This is a genomic window from Kitasatospora sp. YST-16, from assembly GCF_026802215.1.
Taxonomy (GTDB): domain Bacteria; phylum Actinomycetota; class Actinomycetes; order Streptomycetales; family Streptomycetaceae; genus Kitasatospora; species Kitasatospora cineracea.
Genome location: NZ_CP113837.1, coordinates 3,462,413 through 3,477,741, shown reverse-complemented (window position 1 = coordinate 3,477,741; position 15,329 = coordinate 3,462,413). Strand labels below are relative to the sequence as shown.

Annotated in this window: 14 protein-coding genes; 9 read left to right on the top strand and 5 right to left on the bottom strand. The window is 74.4% G+C overall.

Annotation, left to right across the window (positions count from 1 at the left end; genetic code table 11):
• Positions 1 to 6 precede the first annotated feature (6 nt).
• Positions 7 to 1,092 (bottom strand): phosphotransferase enzyme family protein, encoded by a 1,086-nt coding sequence (locus OU787_RS15905; protein WP_030457587.1) that lies wholly within the window; start codon positions 1,090 to 1,092, stop codon positions 7 to 9.
• 58 nt (positions 1,093 to 1,150) lie between these two features.
• A complete protein-coding gene (locus OU787_RS15900) occupies positions 1,151 to 1,810 on the bottom strand; it encodes a response regulator (protein WP_030457586.1) in 660 nt (219 codons plus the stop codon).
• A gap of 311 nt (positions 1,811 to 2,121) precedes the next feature.
• Here OU787_RS15900 and pdhA point away from each other — a divergent pair, with 311 nt between their 5' ends.
• The 3 genes from pdhA to OU787_RS15885 are packed head-to-tail and all read left to right on the top strand — an operon-like array spanning position 2,122 to position 5,691.
• A complete protein-coding gene (pdhA, locus tag OU787_RS15895) occupies positions 2,122 to 3,273 on the top strand; it encodes a pyruvate dehydrogenase (acetyl-transferring) E1 component subunit alpha (RefSeq protein ID WP_030457585.1) in 1,152 nt (383 codons plus the stop codon).
• Complete coding sequence (locus tag OU787_RS15890; protein ID WP_380370771.1) at positions 3,273 to 4,247, top strand: alpha-ketoacid dehydrogenase subunit beta; 975 nt, start codon at positions 3,273 to 3,275, stop codon at positions 4,245 to 4,247. The genes pdhA and OU787_RS15890 overlap by 1 nt, the downstream gene beginning before the upstream one ends.
• A gap of 13 nt (positions 4,248 to 4,260) precedes the next feature.
• Complete coding sequence (locus tag OU787_RS15885) at positions 4,261 to 5,691, top strand: dihydrolipoamide acetyltransferase family protein (protein ID WP_268659727.1); 1,431 nt, start codon at positions 4,261 to 4,263, stop codon at positions 5,689 to 5,691.
• 91 nt (positions 5,692 to 5,782) lie between these two features.
• On the opposite strand, the gene OU787_RS15880 is transcribed toward OU787_RS15885, so the two are convergent.
• The gene (locus tag OU787_RS15880; protein WP_268659726.1) at positions 5,783 to 6,046 is read right to left on the bottom strand and encodes a helix-turn-helix domain-containing protein; all 264 of its coding nucleotides are present in this window, start codon (positions 6,044 to 6,046) and stop codon (positions 5,783 to 5,785) included.
• Positions 6,047 to 6,312: 266 nt separating this feature from the next.
• On the opposite strand from OU787_RS15880, the gene OU787_RS15875 reads away from it, so the two are divergent.
• Together OU787_RS15875 and OU787_RS15870 are read left to right on the top strand one after the other, a co-directional pair.
• The gene (locus tag OU787_RS15875; RefSeq protein ID WP_268659725.1) at positions 6,313 to 7,536 is read left to right on the top strand and encodes a M64 family metallopeptidase; all 1,224 of its coding nucleotides are present in this window, start codon (positions 6,313 to 6,315) and stop codon (positions 7,534 to 7,536) included.
• A gap of 65 nt (positions 7,537 to 7,601) precedes the next feature.
• Positions 7,602 to 8,963 carry an MFS transporter gene (locus OU787_RS15870; protein ID WP_268659724.1) on the top strand — a complete coding sequence of 454 codons (1,362 nt, stop codon included), beginning with the start codon at positions 7,602 to 7,604 and terminating at the stop codon, positions 8,961 to 8,963.
• A 4-nt stretch (positions 8,964 to 8,967) separates the two neighbouring features.
• Here OU787_RS15870 and OU787_RS15865 read toward each other — a convergent pair whose 3' ends face one another.
• Positions 8,968 to 9,795, bottom strand: coding sequence for a maleylpyruvate isomerase family mycothiol-dependent enzyme (locus tag OU787_RS15865; RefSeq protein ID WP_268659723.1), 828 nt, complete (start codon positions 9,793 to 9,795; stop codon positions 8,968 to 8,970).
• A gap of 159 nt (positions 9,796 to 9,954) precedes the next feature.
• On the opposite strand from OU787_RS15865, the gene OU787_RS15860 reads away from it, so the two are divergent.
• The 3 genes from OU787_RS15860 (at position 9,955) to OU787_RS15850 (ending at position 12,472) form a co-directional block, all read left to right on the top strand.
• The gene (locus OU787_RS15860; RefSeq protein ID WP_030457578.1) at positions 9,955 to 10,752 is read left to right on the top strand and encodes a carbon-nitrogen family hydrolase; all 798 of its coding nucleotides are present in this window, start codon (positions 9,955 to 9,957) and stop codon (positions 10,750 to 10,752) included.
• A 131-nt stretch (positions 10,753 to 10,883) separates the two neighbouring features.
• Complete coding sequence (locus tag OU787_RS15855) at positions 10,884 to 11,780, top strand: GntR family transcriptional regulator (RefSeq protein ID WP_327059388.1); 897 nt, start codon at positions 10,884 to 10,886, stop codon at positions 11,778 to 11,780.
• 44 nt (positions 11,781 to 11,824) lie between these two features.
• Positions 11,825 to 12,472, top strand: coding sequence for a hypothetical protein (locus OU787_RS15850; protein WP_030457576.1), 648 nt, complete (start codon positions 11,825 to 11,827; stop codon positions 12,470 to 12,472).
• 23 nt (positions 12,473 to 12,495) lie between these two features.
• On the opposite strand, the gene OU787_RS15845 is transcribed toward OU787_RS15850, so the two are convergent.
• Positions 12,496 to 13,281: an SLATT domain-containing protein gene (locus tag OU787_RS15845; protein ID WP_030457575.1), complete on the bottom strand. Its 786-nt coding sequence runs from the start codon at positions 13,279 to 13,281 to the stop codon at positions 12,496 to 12,498.
• Positions 13,282 to 13,766: 485 nt separating this feature from the next.
• On the opposite strand from OU787_RS15845, the gene purD reads away from it, so the two are divergent.
• Positions 13,767 to 15,059: a phosphoribosylamine--glycine ligase gene (gene purD, locus OU787_RS15840; RefSeq protein WP_268659722.1), complete on the top strand. Its 1,293-nt coding sequence runs from the start codon at positions 13,767 to 13,769 to the stop codon at positions 15,057 to 15,059.
• Positions 15,060 to 15,329: the final 270 nt, after the last annotated feature.

Here is a 15,329-nt window from a genome sequence, read left to right as displayed (position 1 = left end):
GGCGGGTCAGTTGGCGAACGCGTCGATGACCTGCTCGTACTCCTCGCACCACCAGGCCAGTTGCCCGGCCGCGGCCGGGAAGAGCGGGTCGGCGCGGTGGTCGCGGCGCTGGTAGCGCCACTGCAGCATCCACAGGTCGTTCAGCCGTTCCCACCAGACCCGGTGGACGGCGCGGGCGACCTGTTCTGCGTCCGCGGCGCCGGTGGCCCGGTAGGCGCGGGCCCAGTGGCGGACCCGGGGCAGGTCGAGGACGCCGGTGGTGCGGTCGTTGAAGAGCAGGGTGGCGGCCCGGACGGCCTCCTCGGCGACCGGGTGCGGGGCGAGCTTGTCCCAGTCCAGGACGGCGCTGACGGTGTCGCCCCGGTAGAGCACGTTCAGGCCGTGGAAGTCGCCGTGGGTCCAGCCGGTGGGCGGGGCGTCGGCGGGGCCGGGGCGGCGGTGGCGGTGGGCGGCGAGCAGGTCCAGACGCTGGGTCAGGTGCTGTTCGGCCTGCCGGTCGAAGGCGCCGTAGGGGCGGTGGGCGCGGGCCAGGTCGCGGAGTTCGGCGACGATCCGCTCGGTCTCCTCGGCCTCGGCGCTGAGCACCCCGGCGGGCTGCCGCAGCGGGGCGCACACGTCGGCCAGCGCGCCGTGCAACGCCCCCAGCAAGGCGCCGAGTTCGCCGCACCGGACGGGGGGCAGCTCGGTGCCGTGCCGGTGGTTTCCGGCCACCCACGGGTAGAGCGCGAACAGCCGGCCGCCGTGCGCGGTGACGGTCCGTCCGTCGGTGTTGGCGAGCGGGGCGGGCACCGGCAGGCCGCGGGCGGCCAGCGCGGTGGTGGCGCGGTGCTGGGCGGTGATCGCGGGCCGGTTGGCGGTGGCCCGGTCGACGTAGCACTTGAGGAAGTACGCGCCCGCCGCCGTGGTGACCCGGTAGCCCCGGTTGAGCAGGCCCTCCGCGACCGGTACGACCGCCGTGGGCGGCGGGGTGCGGTAGGCGCGCAGGACCCCGGCCACGGCGGCGTGCGCGACCGGGGGGCTGAGGGTTCCGACGGGGGGAGCGGTGGCGTCCGGGCGGGCCGGCGCGAGGGAGAGGGTCTGACCGTCCGTCACGCACCGAGCCTATTACTCGGCGTGATGGTGACTTGACACAGCGTGTGCGAATCTGCTCTCAGTGCTGCTGGTCGGCCTGCCGGCGGGCGACGTAGGCGGCGGCCTGGGTGCGGCGCTCCATGCCCATCTTGGCGAGCAGGCTGCTGACGTAGTTCTTCACCGTCTTCTCGGCCAGGTGCAGCTCGTTGCCGATCTGCCGGTTGGTCATTCCCTCGCCGATCAGGTCGAGGATCCGGCGCTCCTGCTTCGTCAACTGCGCGATCCGCTCGTCCTCCTTCTCGCCCCCGTCGCGGAGCCGGGCCAGCACGCGGCTGGTGGCCACCGGGTCGAGCAGGGATTTGCCGGCCGCGACATCGCGCACCGCGGAGAGCAGATCGGTTCCGCGGATCGCTTTCAGGACATATCCGGAGGCCCCCGCCATGATCGAGTCGAACAGCGCCTCGTCGTCGGAGAAGGAAGTGAGCATCAGGCATTTCACCGAGGGGTCCTGGGAGCGGATCTCCCGGCACACCTCGACGCCGTTGCCGTCCGGGAGCCGGACGTCGAGCACCGCCACGTCCGGGTGGACCGCCGGAATGCGGTTGAGCGCCTCGGCCGCCGTTCCCGCCTCGCCGACCACCTCGATGTCGCCCTCCATGGAGAGCAGGTCGTGCACGCCGCGTCGGACCACTTCGTGATCATCGAGGAGAAACACCCTGATATGTCCGTTATCAGTCATTTGCAAAGCGTCGCACAAATCGATGCCCGTTACCCCCTTTCGCAGCGGGCCGTGCCCGGATACCGTGCGCTGGTGTCCTGACCGGAACGGGTAAGCCGCGTCACACCGTCGGTTTCCCTACCGGAGAACAACTAGGACGTCCTAGCGCAAGCGCGCCAAAGGGCGTCGCTGGGTAACGTTCTCGTGAGGACGCCGTCGGAAAGGGAACACCGCCTGTCCGCACCGGTGCGCACACCCACGCGCGCGGGTCGGAGGGGCGACCGGACCGGTCGCCGGCGACCCCGGGTGGCCGGACAGACCGAGGAGTGAACGTGACCGTCAAAAGCACGTCGAGGGCGCGCAAGAAGGCCGCCCCCGGCGTCCCTGACCCGGCCCGGGCCGGCTCCACCGCCGAACCGGAGCTCGTCCAGCTGCTCACCCCGGAGGGCGACCGGGTCGAGCACCCGGAATTCCCGCTCACCGTGACGCCCGAGGAGCTGCGCTCGCTCTACCGGGACCTGGTCCTGGTGCGGCGTTTCGACGCGGAGGCGACCTCGCTCCAGCGTCAGGGCGAACTGGGCCTGTGGGCCTCGCTGTTGGGCCAGGAGGCGGCCCAGGTCGGATCCGGCCGCGCGATGCGCACCGGCGACTACGCCTTCCCCACCTACCGCGAGCACGGCGTGGCCTGGTGCCGCGACGTCGACCCGCTGAACCTGCTCGGCATGTTCCGCGGCGTGAACAACGGCGGCTGGGACCCGAACGAGAAGAACTTCCACCTCTACACCATCGTGATCGGCGCGCAGACCCTGCACGCCACCGGTTACGCGATGGGCATCACCAAGGACGGCGCGGACGACGCGGTGATCGCCTACTTCGGCGACGGCGCCTCCAGCCAGGGCGACGTCAACGAGGCCTTCACCTTCGCCTCGGTCTACAACTCGCCGGTGGTGTTCTTCTGCCAGAACAACCAGTGGGCGATCTCCGAGCCCACCACGGTGCAGACCCGCATCCCGCTGTACCGCCGCGCCTCCGGCTTCGGCTTCCCCGGCGTCCGGGTCGACGGCAACGACGTGCTCGCCGTGCTCGCGGTCACCCGCTGGGCGCTCGACCACGCCCGCACCGGCCAGGGCCCGGTCCTGGTCGAGGCGTTCACCTACCGGATGGGCGCGCACACCACCTCCGACGACCCGACCCGCTACCGGCAGTCCGAGGAGACCGAGTCCTGGAAGGCCAAGGACCCGATCCTGCGGCTGAAGGCGCACCTGGAGAAGGAGGGCCTCGCCGACGAGGCGTTCTTCGCCGGGATCGAGGCCGAGAGCGAGCAGCTGGGCCTGCGGGTCCGCGAGGGCGTCCGCTCGATGCCGGACCCGGACCCGACCCTGATCTTCGACCACGCCTACAGCGAGCCGCACCCGCTGGTCGACGAGGAACGCGCCGAGTACGAGGCGTACGCCGCCTCCTTCGAGGGTGGGGAGCACCACTGATGGCCGGCCAGCTCAGCATCGCCAAGGCGCTCAACGAGGCGCTGCGCAAGTCGCTGGAGAGCGACCCGAAGACCGTCCTGATGGGCGAGGACATCGGGAAGCTCGGCGGCGTCTTCCGGATCACCGACGGCCTGCAGAAGGACTTCGGCGACGACCGGGTCATCGACACCCCGCTCGCCGAGTCCGGCATCGTCGGCACCGCGATCGGCCTCGCGCTGCGCGGCTACCGCCCGGTGGTGGAGATCCAGTTCGACGGCTTCGTCTACCCGGCCTTCGACCAGATCGTCTCCCAGCTCGCCAAGATGCACGCCCGCGCGCTCGGCCACGTCAAGATGCCGATCACCGTGCGCATCCCGTTCGGCGGCGGCATCGGCGCGGTCGAGCACCACAGCGAGTCGCACGAGGCGTACTTCGCGCACACCGCCGGCCTGCGGGTGGTCAGCCCGTCCAACGCGCACGACGCGCACTGGATGCTGCGCCAGGCCATCGAGTCGGACGACCCGGTGATCTTCCTGGAGCCCAAGCGCCGCTACTGGGACAAGGGCGAGGTCGGCGAGGACCCGATGCTGCCCCTGCACTCGGCGCGGATCGTGCGGCCCGGCACCGACGCCACGCTGATCGCGTACGGGCCGATGGTCAAGGTCTGCCAGGAGGCCGCGCAGGCCGCCGAGGAGGACGGCCGCCGGCTGGAGGTGGTCGACCTGCGCTCGCTGTCGCCGATCGACTTCGCCACCGTGGAGGAGTCCGTCAAGCGCACCGGCCGCGGCATCGTCGTGCACGAGGCCCCGGTCTTCCTGGGCCTGGGCGCCGAGCTCGCCGCCCGGCTCACCGAGCGCTGCTTCTACCACCTGGAGGCGCCGATCCTGCGGGTCGGCGGCTACCACGCCCCGTACCCGCCGTCGCGCGTCGAGGAGACCTACCTCCCCGACCTGGACCGCGTGCTCGACGCCGTCGACCGCGCGCTCGCGTTCTGAACAGGGGGCGGAGATGACCACTGACGTTCACTCGCTCCGCGAGTTCAAGATGCCCGACGTGGGCGAGGGCCTCACCGAGGCCGAGATCCTCACCTGGTACGTGAAGCCGGGCGACACCGTCACCGACGGGCAGGTGGTCTGCGAGGTGGAGACCGCCAAGGCCGCCGTCGAGCTGCCGATCCCGTTCACCGGCGTGGTCGAGGCGCTGCACTTCCCGGCGGGTGCCACCGTCGACGTCGGCACCTCGATCATCGCGGTGGCCGTCGCCGGCGCCGCGCCCGCACCGGCCGCCGCGCCCGCTGCCGCCCCGGCCCCCGCCCCGGCCGCCGAGCCGGAGCCGGAGCGCCGCGAGGTGCTGGTCGGCTACGGCCCGCGCACCGGCTCGGCGCAGCGCCGGGCCCGCCGCACCAACGGGGCGGGCGCCGCTGTCGCCGCGCCCGCACCCGCACCCGTCGCGGCTCCGGTCGCGACGCCCGCTCCGGTCGCCGCGCCCGCCCCGGCCGTCGCCGAGGGGGAGCGCCCGCTGGCCAAGCCGCCGGTGCGCAAGCTCGCCAAGGACCTCGGGATCGACCTGCGCACCGTGGTGCCGACCGGCCCGAACGGCGTGATCACCCGCGAGGACGTGCACGCCGCGGCGAACACCGCCGCCGAGGCGGTCGTCGAGCCGGTGGCGGCCCCCGCGACTCCCGCGGCCCCCGTGGCCGAGCCGGTCGCGGTGGCGCTGCCGGTGCCGACCGCGGCCGGGGACGTCCGGGTGCCGGTCAAGGGCGTCCGGAAGGCCACCGCGCAGGCGATGGTGGCCTCGGCGTTCACCGCGCCGCACGTCACCGAGTTCGTCCAGGTCGACGTGACCCGGACGATGAAGCTGGTGCGCAAGCTCAAGGAGAGCGGTGAGCTCGGCGCCGGGGTGCGGGTCAGCCCGCTGCTGCTGGTCGCCAAGGCGCTGCTGACCGCGGTCAAGCGGCACCCGGAGATCAACGCCAGCTGGGACGAGGCGGCCCAGGAGATCGTCATCCGCGGCGCGGTCAACCTCGGCATCGCCGCGGCCACCCCGCGCGGCCTGATCGTCCCGAACATCAAGGACGCGGGCTCCCGCACGCTGCCCCAACTGGCCGTCGCGCTGGGCGACCTGGTGGAGACCGCGCGCCAGGGCAAGACCTCCCCGGCGGACATGTCCGGCGGCAGCATCACGATCACCAACGTCGGCGTGTTCGGCGTCGACACCGGCACCCCGATCCTCAACCCCGGCGAGGCCGCCATCCTGGCCTTCGGCGCGGTCCGGGAGCTGCCCTGGGTGCACAAGGGCAAGGTGGTGCCCCGGCAGGTCACCACGCTGGCGCTCTCCTTCGACCACCGGCTGGTCGACGGCGAGCTCGGCTCCAAGGTGCTGGCGGACACCGCCGCGGTCCTGGAGCACCCGAAGCGCCTGATCACCTGGGGCTGATCCGCCCCCGCCCCACGGGCCCCGCTCCGCGTGCCGGAGCGGGGCCCGTGGTCGTTGCCCGGGCCGTTTCCGGAGCCGTTTCCGGGGCCGGTCAGCGGCGGGCGGCGTGCCGGCTGGCCAGCGCCAGTGCGTGGAAGCCCTCCGCGTCCGGGGCGCCGAGGCCGAGGGCGGCGCAGAGCAGGGCGGCGGTGGCGGGGCGCGGGCCGGCCGCGCCGCGTTCCAGGTCGGACAGGGTGCGGACGCCGAGCCCGGCCTTGGCGGCGAGCTCCTGCTGGGTGAGCCGGGCCTCCTGCCGGTGGCCGCGCAGTGCGCGTCCGAACGTCTCGCGCGGGTCGGTGCGCTGCCGGGTCTCCATGCGGTGTTCCCCCCTGTCGTTCCCCCGTCCGGCAGCGTATCCCGCGCGGCGGGCGGCCGGTCGGATTTCCAACTCCGGCGTGCTGTTCGGCACTTGGGGGCCGCAGCGGCGGGCGGGTGGAGCGCGGCCGGGCGGGTCGTGCATTGGGCCGCCCGAGGGAGTTTCGCGCCAGCCCCGCCGGGCCCCCGGCCCGGATGGGTACGTGTGTGCGATCAATCCACCCGCGCAGCCAGGCCGGGTGACCGTCGCAGCGAGGACCCCCGCGTATGCCGACTGGTGCCCCCGGCCCCGTGATGCGTTCTGCCGCCGCCCTGCTGCTGGTGGCCGCCGCCGTGCTGCCCGCCGCGGTGGAGCTGGCCTCGCCCGCGCCCTCGACGGCGATAGGCCCGCCGCCCGGCCCGGACCGGCCCGCGCCGCCCGCCGCCCGTCCCGACCTGCGGGCCCCCGGCGCGCCCTCGGTGGACCTGCGGCTGACCGGCGACGCGTCCAACCGGATCACCCTGGTGCTGCTCGGCGACGGCTACACCGCGGCCCAGCAGCAGCTGTTCCACGAGCAGGCGGACCGGGCCTGGCGGGCGCTGCTGGAGATCGAGCCGTTCCGCACCTACCAGGGGTTCTTCAACATACGGCGGGTGGACGTGACCTCCCCGGTGCCCGGCATCGCGGAGACCGAGAGCGCCGGGAAGTCCCCCGCCACCCCGCTCGGGATGCGCTTCTGGTGCGAGGGCACCGCCCGCCTGCTGTGCGCGGACGAGGAGGCCACCGCCCGCTGGGCCGGGCAGGGCGACGGCCCGCAGTACCTGATCGCGCTGGCCAACTCCACCGAGTACGGCGGGGCCGGCGGCACCGGGGTGACCACGCTGTCCGGCGGCAGCCCGGACGCCGGGCGGATCATCCAGCACGAGATCGGCCACACCATCGGCACCCTCGGCGACGAGTACGACTCGGCGCCGAACGACCCGGACTACCCGAACCTGTCCGCGGTGGACGCCGAGGACATGCTCCGCGAGAAGACCAAGTGGTGGCACTGGCTGGGCACCCAGTCGCCGGACGGCGGCGGCGTGATCGGCGCCTACCGCAGTGCCAACGGCCTGTACCGGCCGACCGCGGACTCGGTGATGCGGACCCTCGGCGGCAGCTACAACCTGCCCTCCCGGGAGGCGATCGTCGAGCAGCTGTACCGCCGGGTGAAGCCGGCCGACCCGCCCGAGCCGGCCCCCGGCCCGGTGTCCGGGCGGCCCCGGCTGCACGTGCGGCCGCTGGCGCTGACCGGCCCCCGGCAGCTGCAGATCGGCTGGACGCTGGACGGCCGGCCGGTGGACGCCGGCAGCGCGGACGGCACCTGGCTGGACACCGGGGCGCTGGGGCTGGAACCGGGCGGCCGGCACACCGTCACCGCGACGGTGCGGGACACCACCGACTGGGTCCGCGACGAGGGCTTCCGCAACCAGTACATGACCCGGACCGAGAGCTGGACGCTCACCGGCTGAAACCGGACGCCCGGGGGCACCCCGGGACAAAGGTCAGGTCATGGGATGACTAGCCTGGTGCCACTATGAGCGTGGACCCCGCCCGCACCGCACCGTCCCTGTCCGTACCCGCTCCCCGCCGGCCCGCCGACGCCCCCGGCGCCGCCCCGGCCACCGCCGCCCCGCCCGCCGTCCTGCACCCGCCGGGCGGCCGCGCCGCCTGGTTCGCCTGGACGGTCGGCGTCACCGTCTACGTCCTCGCCGTGGTGCACCGCACCAGCCTCGGCGTGGCCGGGCTGGACGCCGCCGCCCGGTTCGGCATCGGCGCCTCCGCCCTGTCCACCTTCTCCATCCTGCAGGTCCTGGTGTACGCCGGGATGCAGGTCCCGGTCGGGCTGCTGGTCGACCGGATCGGCCCGCGCCGGGTGCTGCTGCTGGGCGTGGCGCTGATGAGCGCCGGGCAGCTGGCGTTCGCCTTCTCCACCGCGTTCGCGCCCGCGCTGGCCTCCCGCGCGGTGCTCGGCTGCGGCGACGCGATGACCTTCATCAGCGTGCTGCGGGTCGCCGCCCGCTGGTTCCCGGCCGCCCGCAACCCGTTCGTCGCCCAGCTCACCGGCCTGGTCGGCACCGGCGGCAACCTGGTCACCACCGTGGTGCTCGCGCAGGCGCTGCACAGCGCCGGGTGGAGCACCACCTTCGGCGCGATCGCGCTGACCGGCGTGCCGGTCTTCGTCGCCGTGCTGGCGCTGCTCAAGGAGGCCCCGCCCGGGCGGCCGGAGCCGGTGCCGGTGCCGCGGGAGAGCCTGCGGCTGCCGGTCGGGCAGCAGATCCGGGCCGCCTGGTCCGAGCCCGGCACCCGGCTCGGCATGTGGGTGCACTTCACCACGGCGTTCCCGGCGTCCGCGTTCGGCCTGCTGTGGGGGCTGCCCTACCTGGTCGAGGGCCAGGGCATGTCCCGGGCCGGGGCGGGCGGCATGCTCAGCCTGCTGGTGCTCAGCGGGATGGCCTTCGGCCTGCTGTTCGGCCGGATGGTCTCCCGGACGGCCGCCTCCCGGCTGCCGATCACCTTCGCCGTGCTCGGCGCCACCGCGCTCTGCTGGACCGCCACCCTGGCCTGGCCGCACGGGCACCCGCCGCTGTGGCTGCTGGTGGTGCTGATGCTGGTCATGGGCAGCAACGGCCCGGCCTCGCTGATCGGCCTGGACTACGCCCGCGCGTACAACCCGGCCGAGCGGATGGGCACCGCCTCCGGCATCGCCAACATGGGCGGCTTCATCGGCTCGATGATCACCCTGCTCGGCATCGGCGTCCTGCTGGACGCGCTCGCCGAGCCGGGCAGCGACAGCTACAGCGCGCACGCCTACCAGCTGGCGTTCTGCTTCCAGCTGCTGCCGCTGCTGCTCGGGACGGCGATGATCCTGCGGCTGCGCCGCAAGCTGGACCGGTAGCGGCTCAGGGGGTGCTCGTCAGGTGGGCGAGCACCCGGTTGCCGAGCTCCTGGTCGCCGATCACGTTCACGATCGCGGTCTCCGGGCGGACCCGGCCGCAGCACAGCCGCACGAAGGTCTGCCAGTCCATCGACAGCCGCACCTCGGGGGCCAGCACCACCGAGTCGTCCACCGTGCCCAGGCCGTCCGGGCCGATCCGCACGGTGCGGTGGAACGGCAGCGCGCCCGCGACGTCGAAGGCCACCGTGGTGCCGATCGGCGCACCGGCCCGCTTGGCGACCTGCTTGGGCAGCGAGGAGATCAGCAGGTCCCTGGTCACCACGGCGGCCGGGGAGTCCAGGTTGCCCGGCGTCTGCAGCGCGCGGCGCAGGTCCTGCTCGTGCACCCACACGTCGAAGGCCCGCAGCCGCAGCAGCGTCGCGTACGGGACGTCCCGGGCCAGCGGGCCGGCCGGCCAGCGCACCGGGTCGGTCGGCTCGTGCTTGGCGTTGCGCAGCGCCCGGGAGCGGCGGATCACCGTGTACTCCAGCTCGCTGGTCATCTCCACCGGCGTCCAGCAGCGGCGCTTGTCGACCGGCAGTTCCATGTACCGGGTGAACTCGTCGGTGACGTGCCGCAGGTCGCGCGGCAGCGCGTGGATCGGGCGGGGGTCGCCGAGCAGCTCGGACTCGACGCCGATGATGTGCGAGACCACGTCCCGCACGGACCAGCCCGGGCACTCGGTGGCCCGGTTCCAGGCGTCGGTCGGCAGCGGGGCGAGCAGCTCGGATATGGACTCGATCGACTGCGTCCACGCATCGGTGTACGCCTGCACGGTCTGCTTGTCCGTCACGGGTATCTCCGGCCCCTCCGTCGGCTTGCGTCGTCCCACGTCGCCCGGGCTGCCGAGACCTCCGCACGGACGCGCATACGGCACGTTACGCTGCCGGGTGAGAGCAGGGCAGCGCTTTCGGGTGACGATCGTAGGACTCTTGTCGTGGACGGTGGTACTGTGCGCGCTTCATTGATCCAACTCGCCGTGTCGGACGCCGAGCCGGCGGCCGAGCGGAGGGCCAGGGCGGCGGCGATGGTCCGCGCCCAGGACGGCGCCGACCTGGTGGTGCTGCCCGAACTGTGGCCGGTCGGGGGCTTCGCGTACGACGCCTGGCCGACCGGCGCCGAACCGCTGGACGGCCCCACCGCGGAGGCGATGTCCGCCGCCGCGAAGGCGGTCGGCTGCTGGCTGCACGCCGGGTCGATCGTCGAACGGGACCCGGACGGGCCGATCTACAACACCTCGCTGCTGTTCGCCCCCGACGGCGAACTCGTCCGCACCTACCGCAAGATCCACCGCTTCGGCTTCGACAGCGGCGAGGCGGTGGCGATGGGCGCCGGCCAGGAGATCGTCACCGCGGACGCCGGCCCCGCCGTGCTGGGCCTGGCCACCTGCTACGACCTGCGCTTCCCCGAGCTGTTCCGGGCCCTGCTGGACGCCGGCGCCGAACTGCTGGTGGTCCCCGCCGCCTGGCCCGCCCGGCGGGCCGAGCACTGGAACCTGCTGGCCCGGGCCCGCGCCGTCGAGGAGCAGGCCTTCGTGCTCGCCTGCAACACCGCCGGCACCCACGGCGGGGTCGAGCAGGCCGGCCGCAGCATCGTGGTCGACCCCTGGGGCCGGGTGCTGGCCGAGGCCGGGCCGGACGAGCAGGTGCTCACCGTCGAGTTCGACCCGGCCGAGGTCGCCGCGTGCCGGGCCGACTTCCCGGTCCACCGGGACCGGCTGCTCGGCATCCCCGCCCCCGTGCAGCGCTGACCCCGCCGGAACGGGGGCGCGGATTTTCCGTGCCCTTGGTCCGGATTGACCATTCCGGGGTACTCTGTGCGCGTTTCGCGCGCCGGTTCCCGGCCGCAGGAGGGCGCGCGCGGCACGGAGAGGGGGCGGCCATGACCGCTGCGGGAACCGGGGGCGGGCGCGCCCTGATCCGGCGCCACAGCCTCCGCGAGCAGATCGCCGACGCCCTGCGCGACGAGATGATGGCCGGCCGGCTCCCGGCCGGACGGAACTTCACCGTCAAGGAGATCGCCGACATCTACGGCGTCTCCGCCACCCCCGCCCGGGAGGCCCTGGTCGACCTGGCCGCCCAGGGCCTGCTGGTCAGCGAACCGCACCGGGGCTTCACCGTCCCCGAGTTCAGCTGGCACGACTTCCTGGAGATCTTCGAGGCCCGCACCCTGCTCACCGACAACGCGCTGCGCCACCTGTCGGGCCGGCCGCACGGCTACGACTGGTCCCGGCTGGCCTCGCTGCGCCGCCGGGCCGACGCCGCGGCCCGGGCCGCCCGGGCCGGGCAGCTCGACGTCCTGGTCGGCTGCGACCTGCGGTTCTGGCAGGAGGCCGCCGGGGTGCTGTGCAACGGCCGGATCGCCGACTACCTGGGCTGGCTGCGGATCCAGTCCTGGATGTTCGCCGCCCCGCACCTGCGGGCCGGCGGCGACCTGGCCGGGGTCTGCTGGGACCGGCACGGCGAGCTGGTCGACCGGATCGAGGCCCGGGACCGGGCCGGGGCGCACCGGATCGTCAACGACTACAACCTGGCCACCGTCGAGCTGCTGGCCCGGCGGCTCGGCCAGCCGCTCGACGGCGTCGCGGTGCTCCGGCTGCTGCGCGAACCGCTGATCCCGCCGCCGGCCGCGCCGGCCGAGCGGCCGCCCGCCGCCGCACCCCGGCCGGCCTCCGCCGCGGTCGGCCTCGGCCGGGTGCCGATGCCCCGCTTCGTGCCGCCCGGGCGCTTCGCCCGGCCGTTCCGCCCGGGCAGCGGGGAGCCCGCCGCGGGCCGGTAGGGTTGGGGCCCGTTGCCCCGCCACCCGAGAGGATGAGCCGGCCCATGGCCTGCGACCTCTGGCTCGTCCCGCTCGTGGACGTGCTCTCCCACAGCCCCGAGAACCCGTTCCGCGAGGACCTCGACCGCTACAACGCGGTGCTCGCCCAGCACGGGCTGCCGCCGGTTCCGGTGCACCCGTACGTGCCGGGCTTCTCCGGGGAGGTCGAGACGATAGCCGCGTTCGACTACGACTCGCTCCACTTCCTGCGCCGCGCCTACCTGTTGGGGCTCACCGGGTTCGAGGTGACCCCGGTGGACGCGCTCGGCAGCGACTACGAGCAGCTGCTGGAGATGTTCGAGACCACGGCCGAACAGTCGCACCTGGTCTGGCACTTCGACCACGCGGGCGCGTACCTGCCGGTGGACTTCCAGCTCCCGCTGGTCGCCGACGAACTCCTCGCCGCGGGCGGCCCGTTGGGCTCCTCCTACGGGCTGCTGCGCGAACTCCAGGCGGTGGCACCGCTGTTGGGCATCGATCCGCTCGACCCGCCGCTGCCCACCCGCCCGCTCGGCCCCACCCGGCTGGAGCAGCCCTTCGGGCCGCCGATCGACGACTTCCACCCCTACGCCCGCGAGCGCCACGCCTGGTCCGGCCTCTACACGGCGGCCACCCGCAGCGTCACCCAGGGCTCGATGGTCGTCTTCGCGTAGCGGACGGACGGTCGGGCGGCCCGTCAGCGCAGCGGGCCCTCCGGGGGGCGCTGGCGGGGCATGGTGGGGCGGGTGCCCGGCGGGGGGAGGACCCGGACCTGGGCGCCGGAGCCGCCCTCGTTGCGGCCGCCCCAGGAACCGGGGGCCTGGGTGGGCAACTGGCTCATGCCGGCCCGGAACTCCAGCATCCACTCGGAGGTCTCGGTGCGGACCATGTCGGAGACGTCCTCGCAGAACCGGCGCAGCACGCCCAGGCAGCGCTCGGCGGCCTCGCCCGCGGTGCCCTCGGTGGGGCCCAGGACCTCCCGGACGCACTCGGAGGCCCAGTCGAACTGGAAGGCCTCCAGGCGGCGTTGCAGCGCCTGCGAGGTGGAGACGTCGCGCATCCAGCCGGAGGTGAGGCCGAAGGCGCGGTCGGCGACCAGCGAGGCGGCGGCCAGCGCGAGGCCGGTGTAGCCCCACTCCATGGCGTGCGGGAGCTCGCCGGTGAGGGAGACCAGCGGGGCGGTGACGCCGCCGACGCCGAACACCGTGGCGGAGAACCGCAGCAGGCGGGCCCAGCGGCGCTTCCAGACCCGGTCCCGGCGGTACCAGTCGATCGCCTCGACCGCGCGCTCCTCCGACCAGCGGTAGAGCTCCTCCAGGCGCTCGGCGGGCTCGCCCCAGTCGCCGAGCGGGAACTGACGGGCGCTCAGGTCGGCGCGGCGCCGGGTCGGGGTCCGTCCGGCGGCACCCGGGACGGACTGGTCGTCGTCGGCGACCTCCTTGCCCCAGGGGCTCTCCTCGGGCTGCATTTCCGGCTGGCTCACCTGTGGCGCTCCCTGTGGCGGGGTGACTGCGGAGGCCCGGCGGGCACCGGGACTGACGGTACGGAACCCGAACGGCCCGGCGGGTCGGGCCGTCGGCGCGCGGAACCCGCGGTTCGTTGCGTGGCGGTGCGGACCCGTGGCGCCGCGCGCGGGTCTGGAGCCGCCCATGGTGCCGTGCCCGGCGGTGGGGCCGGGTCCTGGTCCAACAGCACTTCTTACCGCCAAATGGCTGACCGTGGGGGCGCTTCCGCAGTGATCGTTATGTGATTTCACCTCCGGAAGCCGAGGTGGGAGGGTTGCGCCGGGTGGCCGGATTTCACCCGTCCGAGCGAGCCGGGCCGGGGACGTCGACGTGACGCGGCCGCCGTTCGGGGGGACGCTTGTGGTTTCCTACGAATCACCGGGTGTCGACCGCCCCGGCACTTGGAGCTTCCGACCGGAGCCGCCGACGGGGCGGAACCGGCCACCGACTAGGCTTGGCAGGCGTGAAGGTCCTCGTCATCGGAACCGGCGCCCGCGAACACGCCCTGTGCCGCTCACTGTCCCAAGACCCCGCCGTCAGCGAGCTGCACTGCGCCCCGGGCAACGCCGGGATCGCGCGGGTCGCCGCCCTGCACCCGGTCGACCAGCTGGACGGCGCCGCCGTCACCGCGCTGGCCCGGGAACTGGGCGCCGACCTGGTGGTGGTCGGCCCGGAGGCCCCGCTGGTGGCCGGCGTCGCCGAGCCGCTGCGGGCGGCCGGCATCCCGGTCTTCGGCCCCGGCAAGGAGGCCGCCCAGCTGGAGGGCTCCAAGGCGTTCGCCAAGGACGTGATGGCCGCGGCCGGCGTCCCCACCGCGCGCTCCTACGTCTGCACCACCCCGGAGGAGGCCGCCGCCGCGCTCGACGCGTTCGGCGCCCCGTACGTGGTGAAGGACGACGGCCTGGCGGCCGGCAAGGGCGTCGTGGTCACCGAGGACCGGGCCGCCGCGCTGGAGCACGCCGCGGCCTGCATGGGGGCACCTCCCGGCCCCCCTGGGGGCCGGGGGAGGGTGGTCATCGAGGAGTACCTGGACGGGCCCGAGGTCTCGCTGTTCGCGATCACCGACGGCACCACGGTGCTCCCGCTCGTCCCGGCGCAGGACTTCAAGCGCGCCCTGGACGGCGACCGGGGCCCCAACACCGGCGGCATGGGCGCCTACTCGCCGCTGCCCTGGGCCCCCGAGGGCCTGGTCGCGGAGGTGCTGGAGAGCGTCCTGCAGCCCACCGTCGACGAGCTGCGCCACCGCGGCACCCCGTTCTCCGGCCTGCTGTACGCGGGCCTGGCGCTGACCTCGCGCGGCACCCGGGTGATCGAGTTCAACGCCCGCTTCGGCGACCCGGAGACCCAGGTCGTGCTGGCCCGGCTGCGCACCCCGCTGGCCGGCGTGCTGCTCGCCGCCGCCGACGGCACGCTCGGCGAGCTGGAGCCGCTGCGCTGGTCCGAGGAGGCCGCGGTCACCGTGGTGATGGCCTCCGAGGGCTACCCGGCGAGCCCGCGCACCGGCGACCCGATCGAGGGCCTGGACGCGGCGGAGGCCGACGGCGCGTCCGTGCTGCACGCCGGCACCAGGTCCGGCCCGGCCGGCGAGGTGCTGACCGCGGGCGGCCGGGTGCTGTCGGTGACCGCCGTCGGCGCGGACCTCGCCGAGGCCCGGGCGAAGGCGTACGCGGGCGTCGCGGAGATCTCCTTCAAGGGGGCCCAGCACCGCACCGACATCGCGGCGGCGGCGGCCGCCGCCGGGCAGCAACTCCCGTAGCAGAACGCGCCCGCGGGGCGCTGCGCCCGGACCGACCCGTCCGGACGCAGCGCCCCGCGGCGTTTCCCGAGGTCGCCGCGGTCAGCGCCGCGGTCGGAAAACCAGCCCTTCGGGTGATGCCCCGGGCATCCCGCTGACGGGGCGGGAGTGCGGGCCTTAGGGTGCGCTGCATCGCGCCGGGGCGGGGGCACCGGCGCGGACGCGGCTCGTCGCGCCGACGCGCCGGGGGGATGCTGGGAGCGTGGCGCGTCCCGCCGCGGTGTCACCAGG

What these genes read in the sequence shown, in the direction of transcription:
- OU787_RS15885 (WP_268659727.1), top strand. Translation starts at nt 4,261, where the DNA reads ATGACCACTGACGTTCACTCGCTCCGCGAGTTCAAGATGCCCGACGTG.
- OU787_RS15850 (WP_030457576.1), top strand. Translation starts at nt 11,825, where the DNA reads ATGGCCTGCGACCTCTGGCTCGTCCCGCTCGTGGACGTGCTCTCCCAC.
- OU787_RS15870 (WP_268659724.1), top strand. Translation starts at nt 7,602, where the DNA reads ATGAGCGTGGACCCCGCCCGCACCGCACCGTCCCTGTCCGTACCCGCT.
- OU787_RS15880 (WP_268659726.1), bottom strand. Translation starts at nt 6,046, where the DNA reads ATGGAGACCCGGCAGCGCACCGACCCGCGCGAGACGTTCGGACGCGCA.
- OU787_RS15875 (WP_268659725.1), top strand. Translation starts at nt 6,313, where the DNA reads ATGCCGACTGGTGCCCCCGGCCCCGTGATGCGTTCTGCCGCCGCCCTG.
- OU787_RS15855 (WP_327059388.1), top strand. Translation starts at nt 10,884, where the DNA reads ATGACCGCTGCGGGAACCGGGGGCGGGCGCGCCCTGATCCGGCGCCAC.
- OU787_RS15900 (WP_030457586.1), bottom strand. Translation starts at nt 1,810, where the DNA reads ATGACTGATAACGGACATATCAGGGTGTTTCTCCTCGATGATCACGAA.
- OU787_RS15890 (WP_380370771.1), top strand. Translation starts at nt 3,273, where the DNA reads ATGGCCGGCCAGCTCAGCATCGCCAAGGCGCTCAACGAGGCGCTGCGC.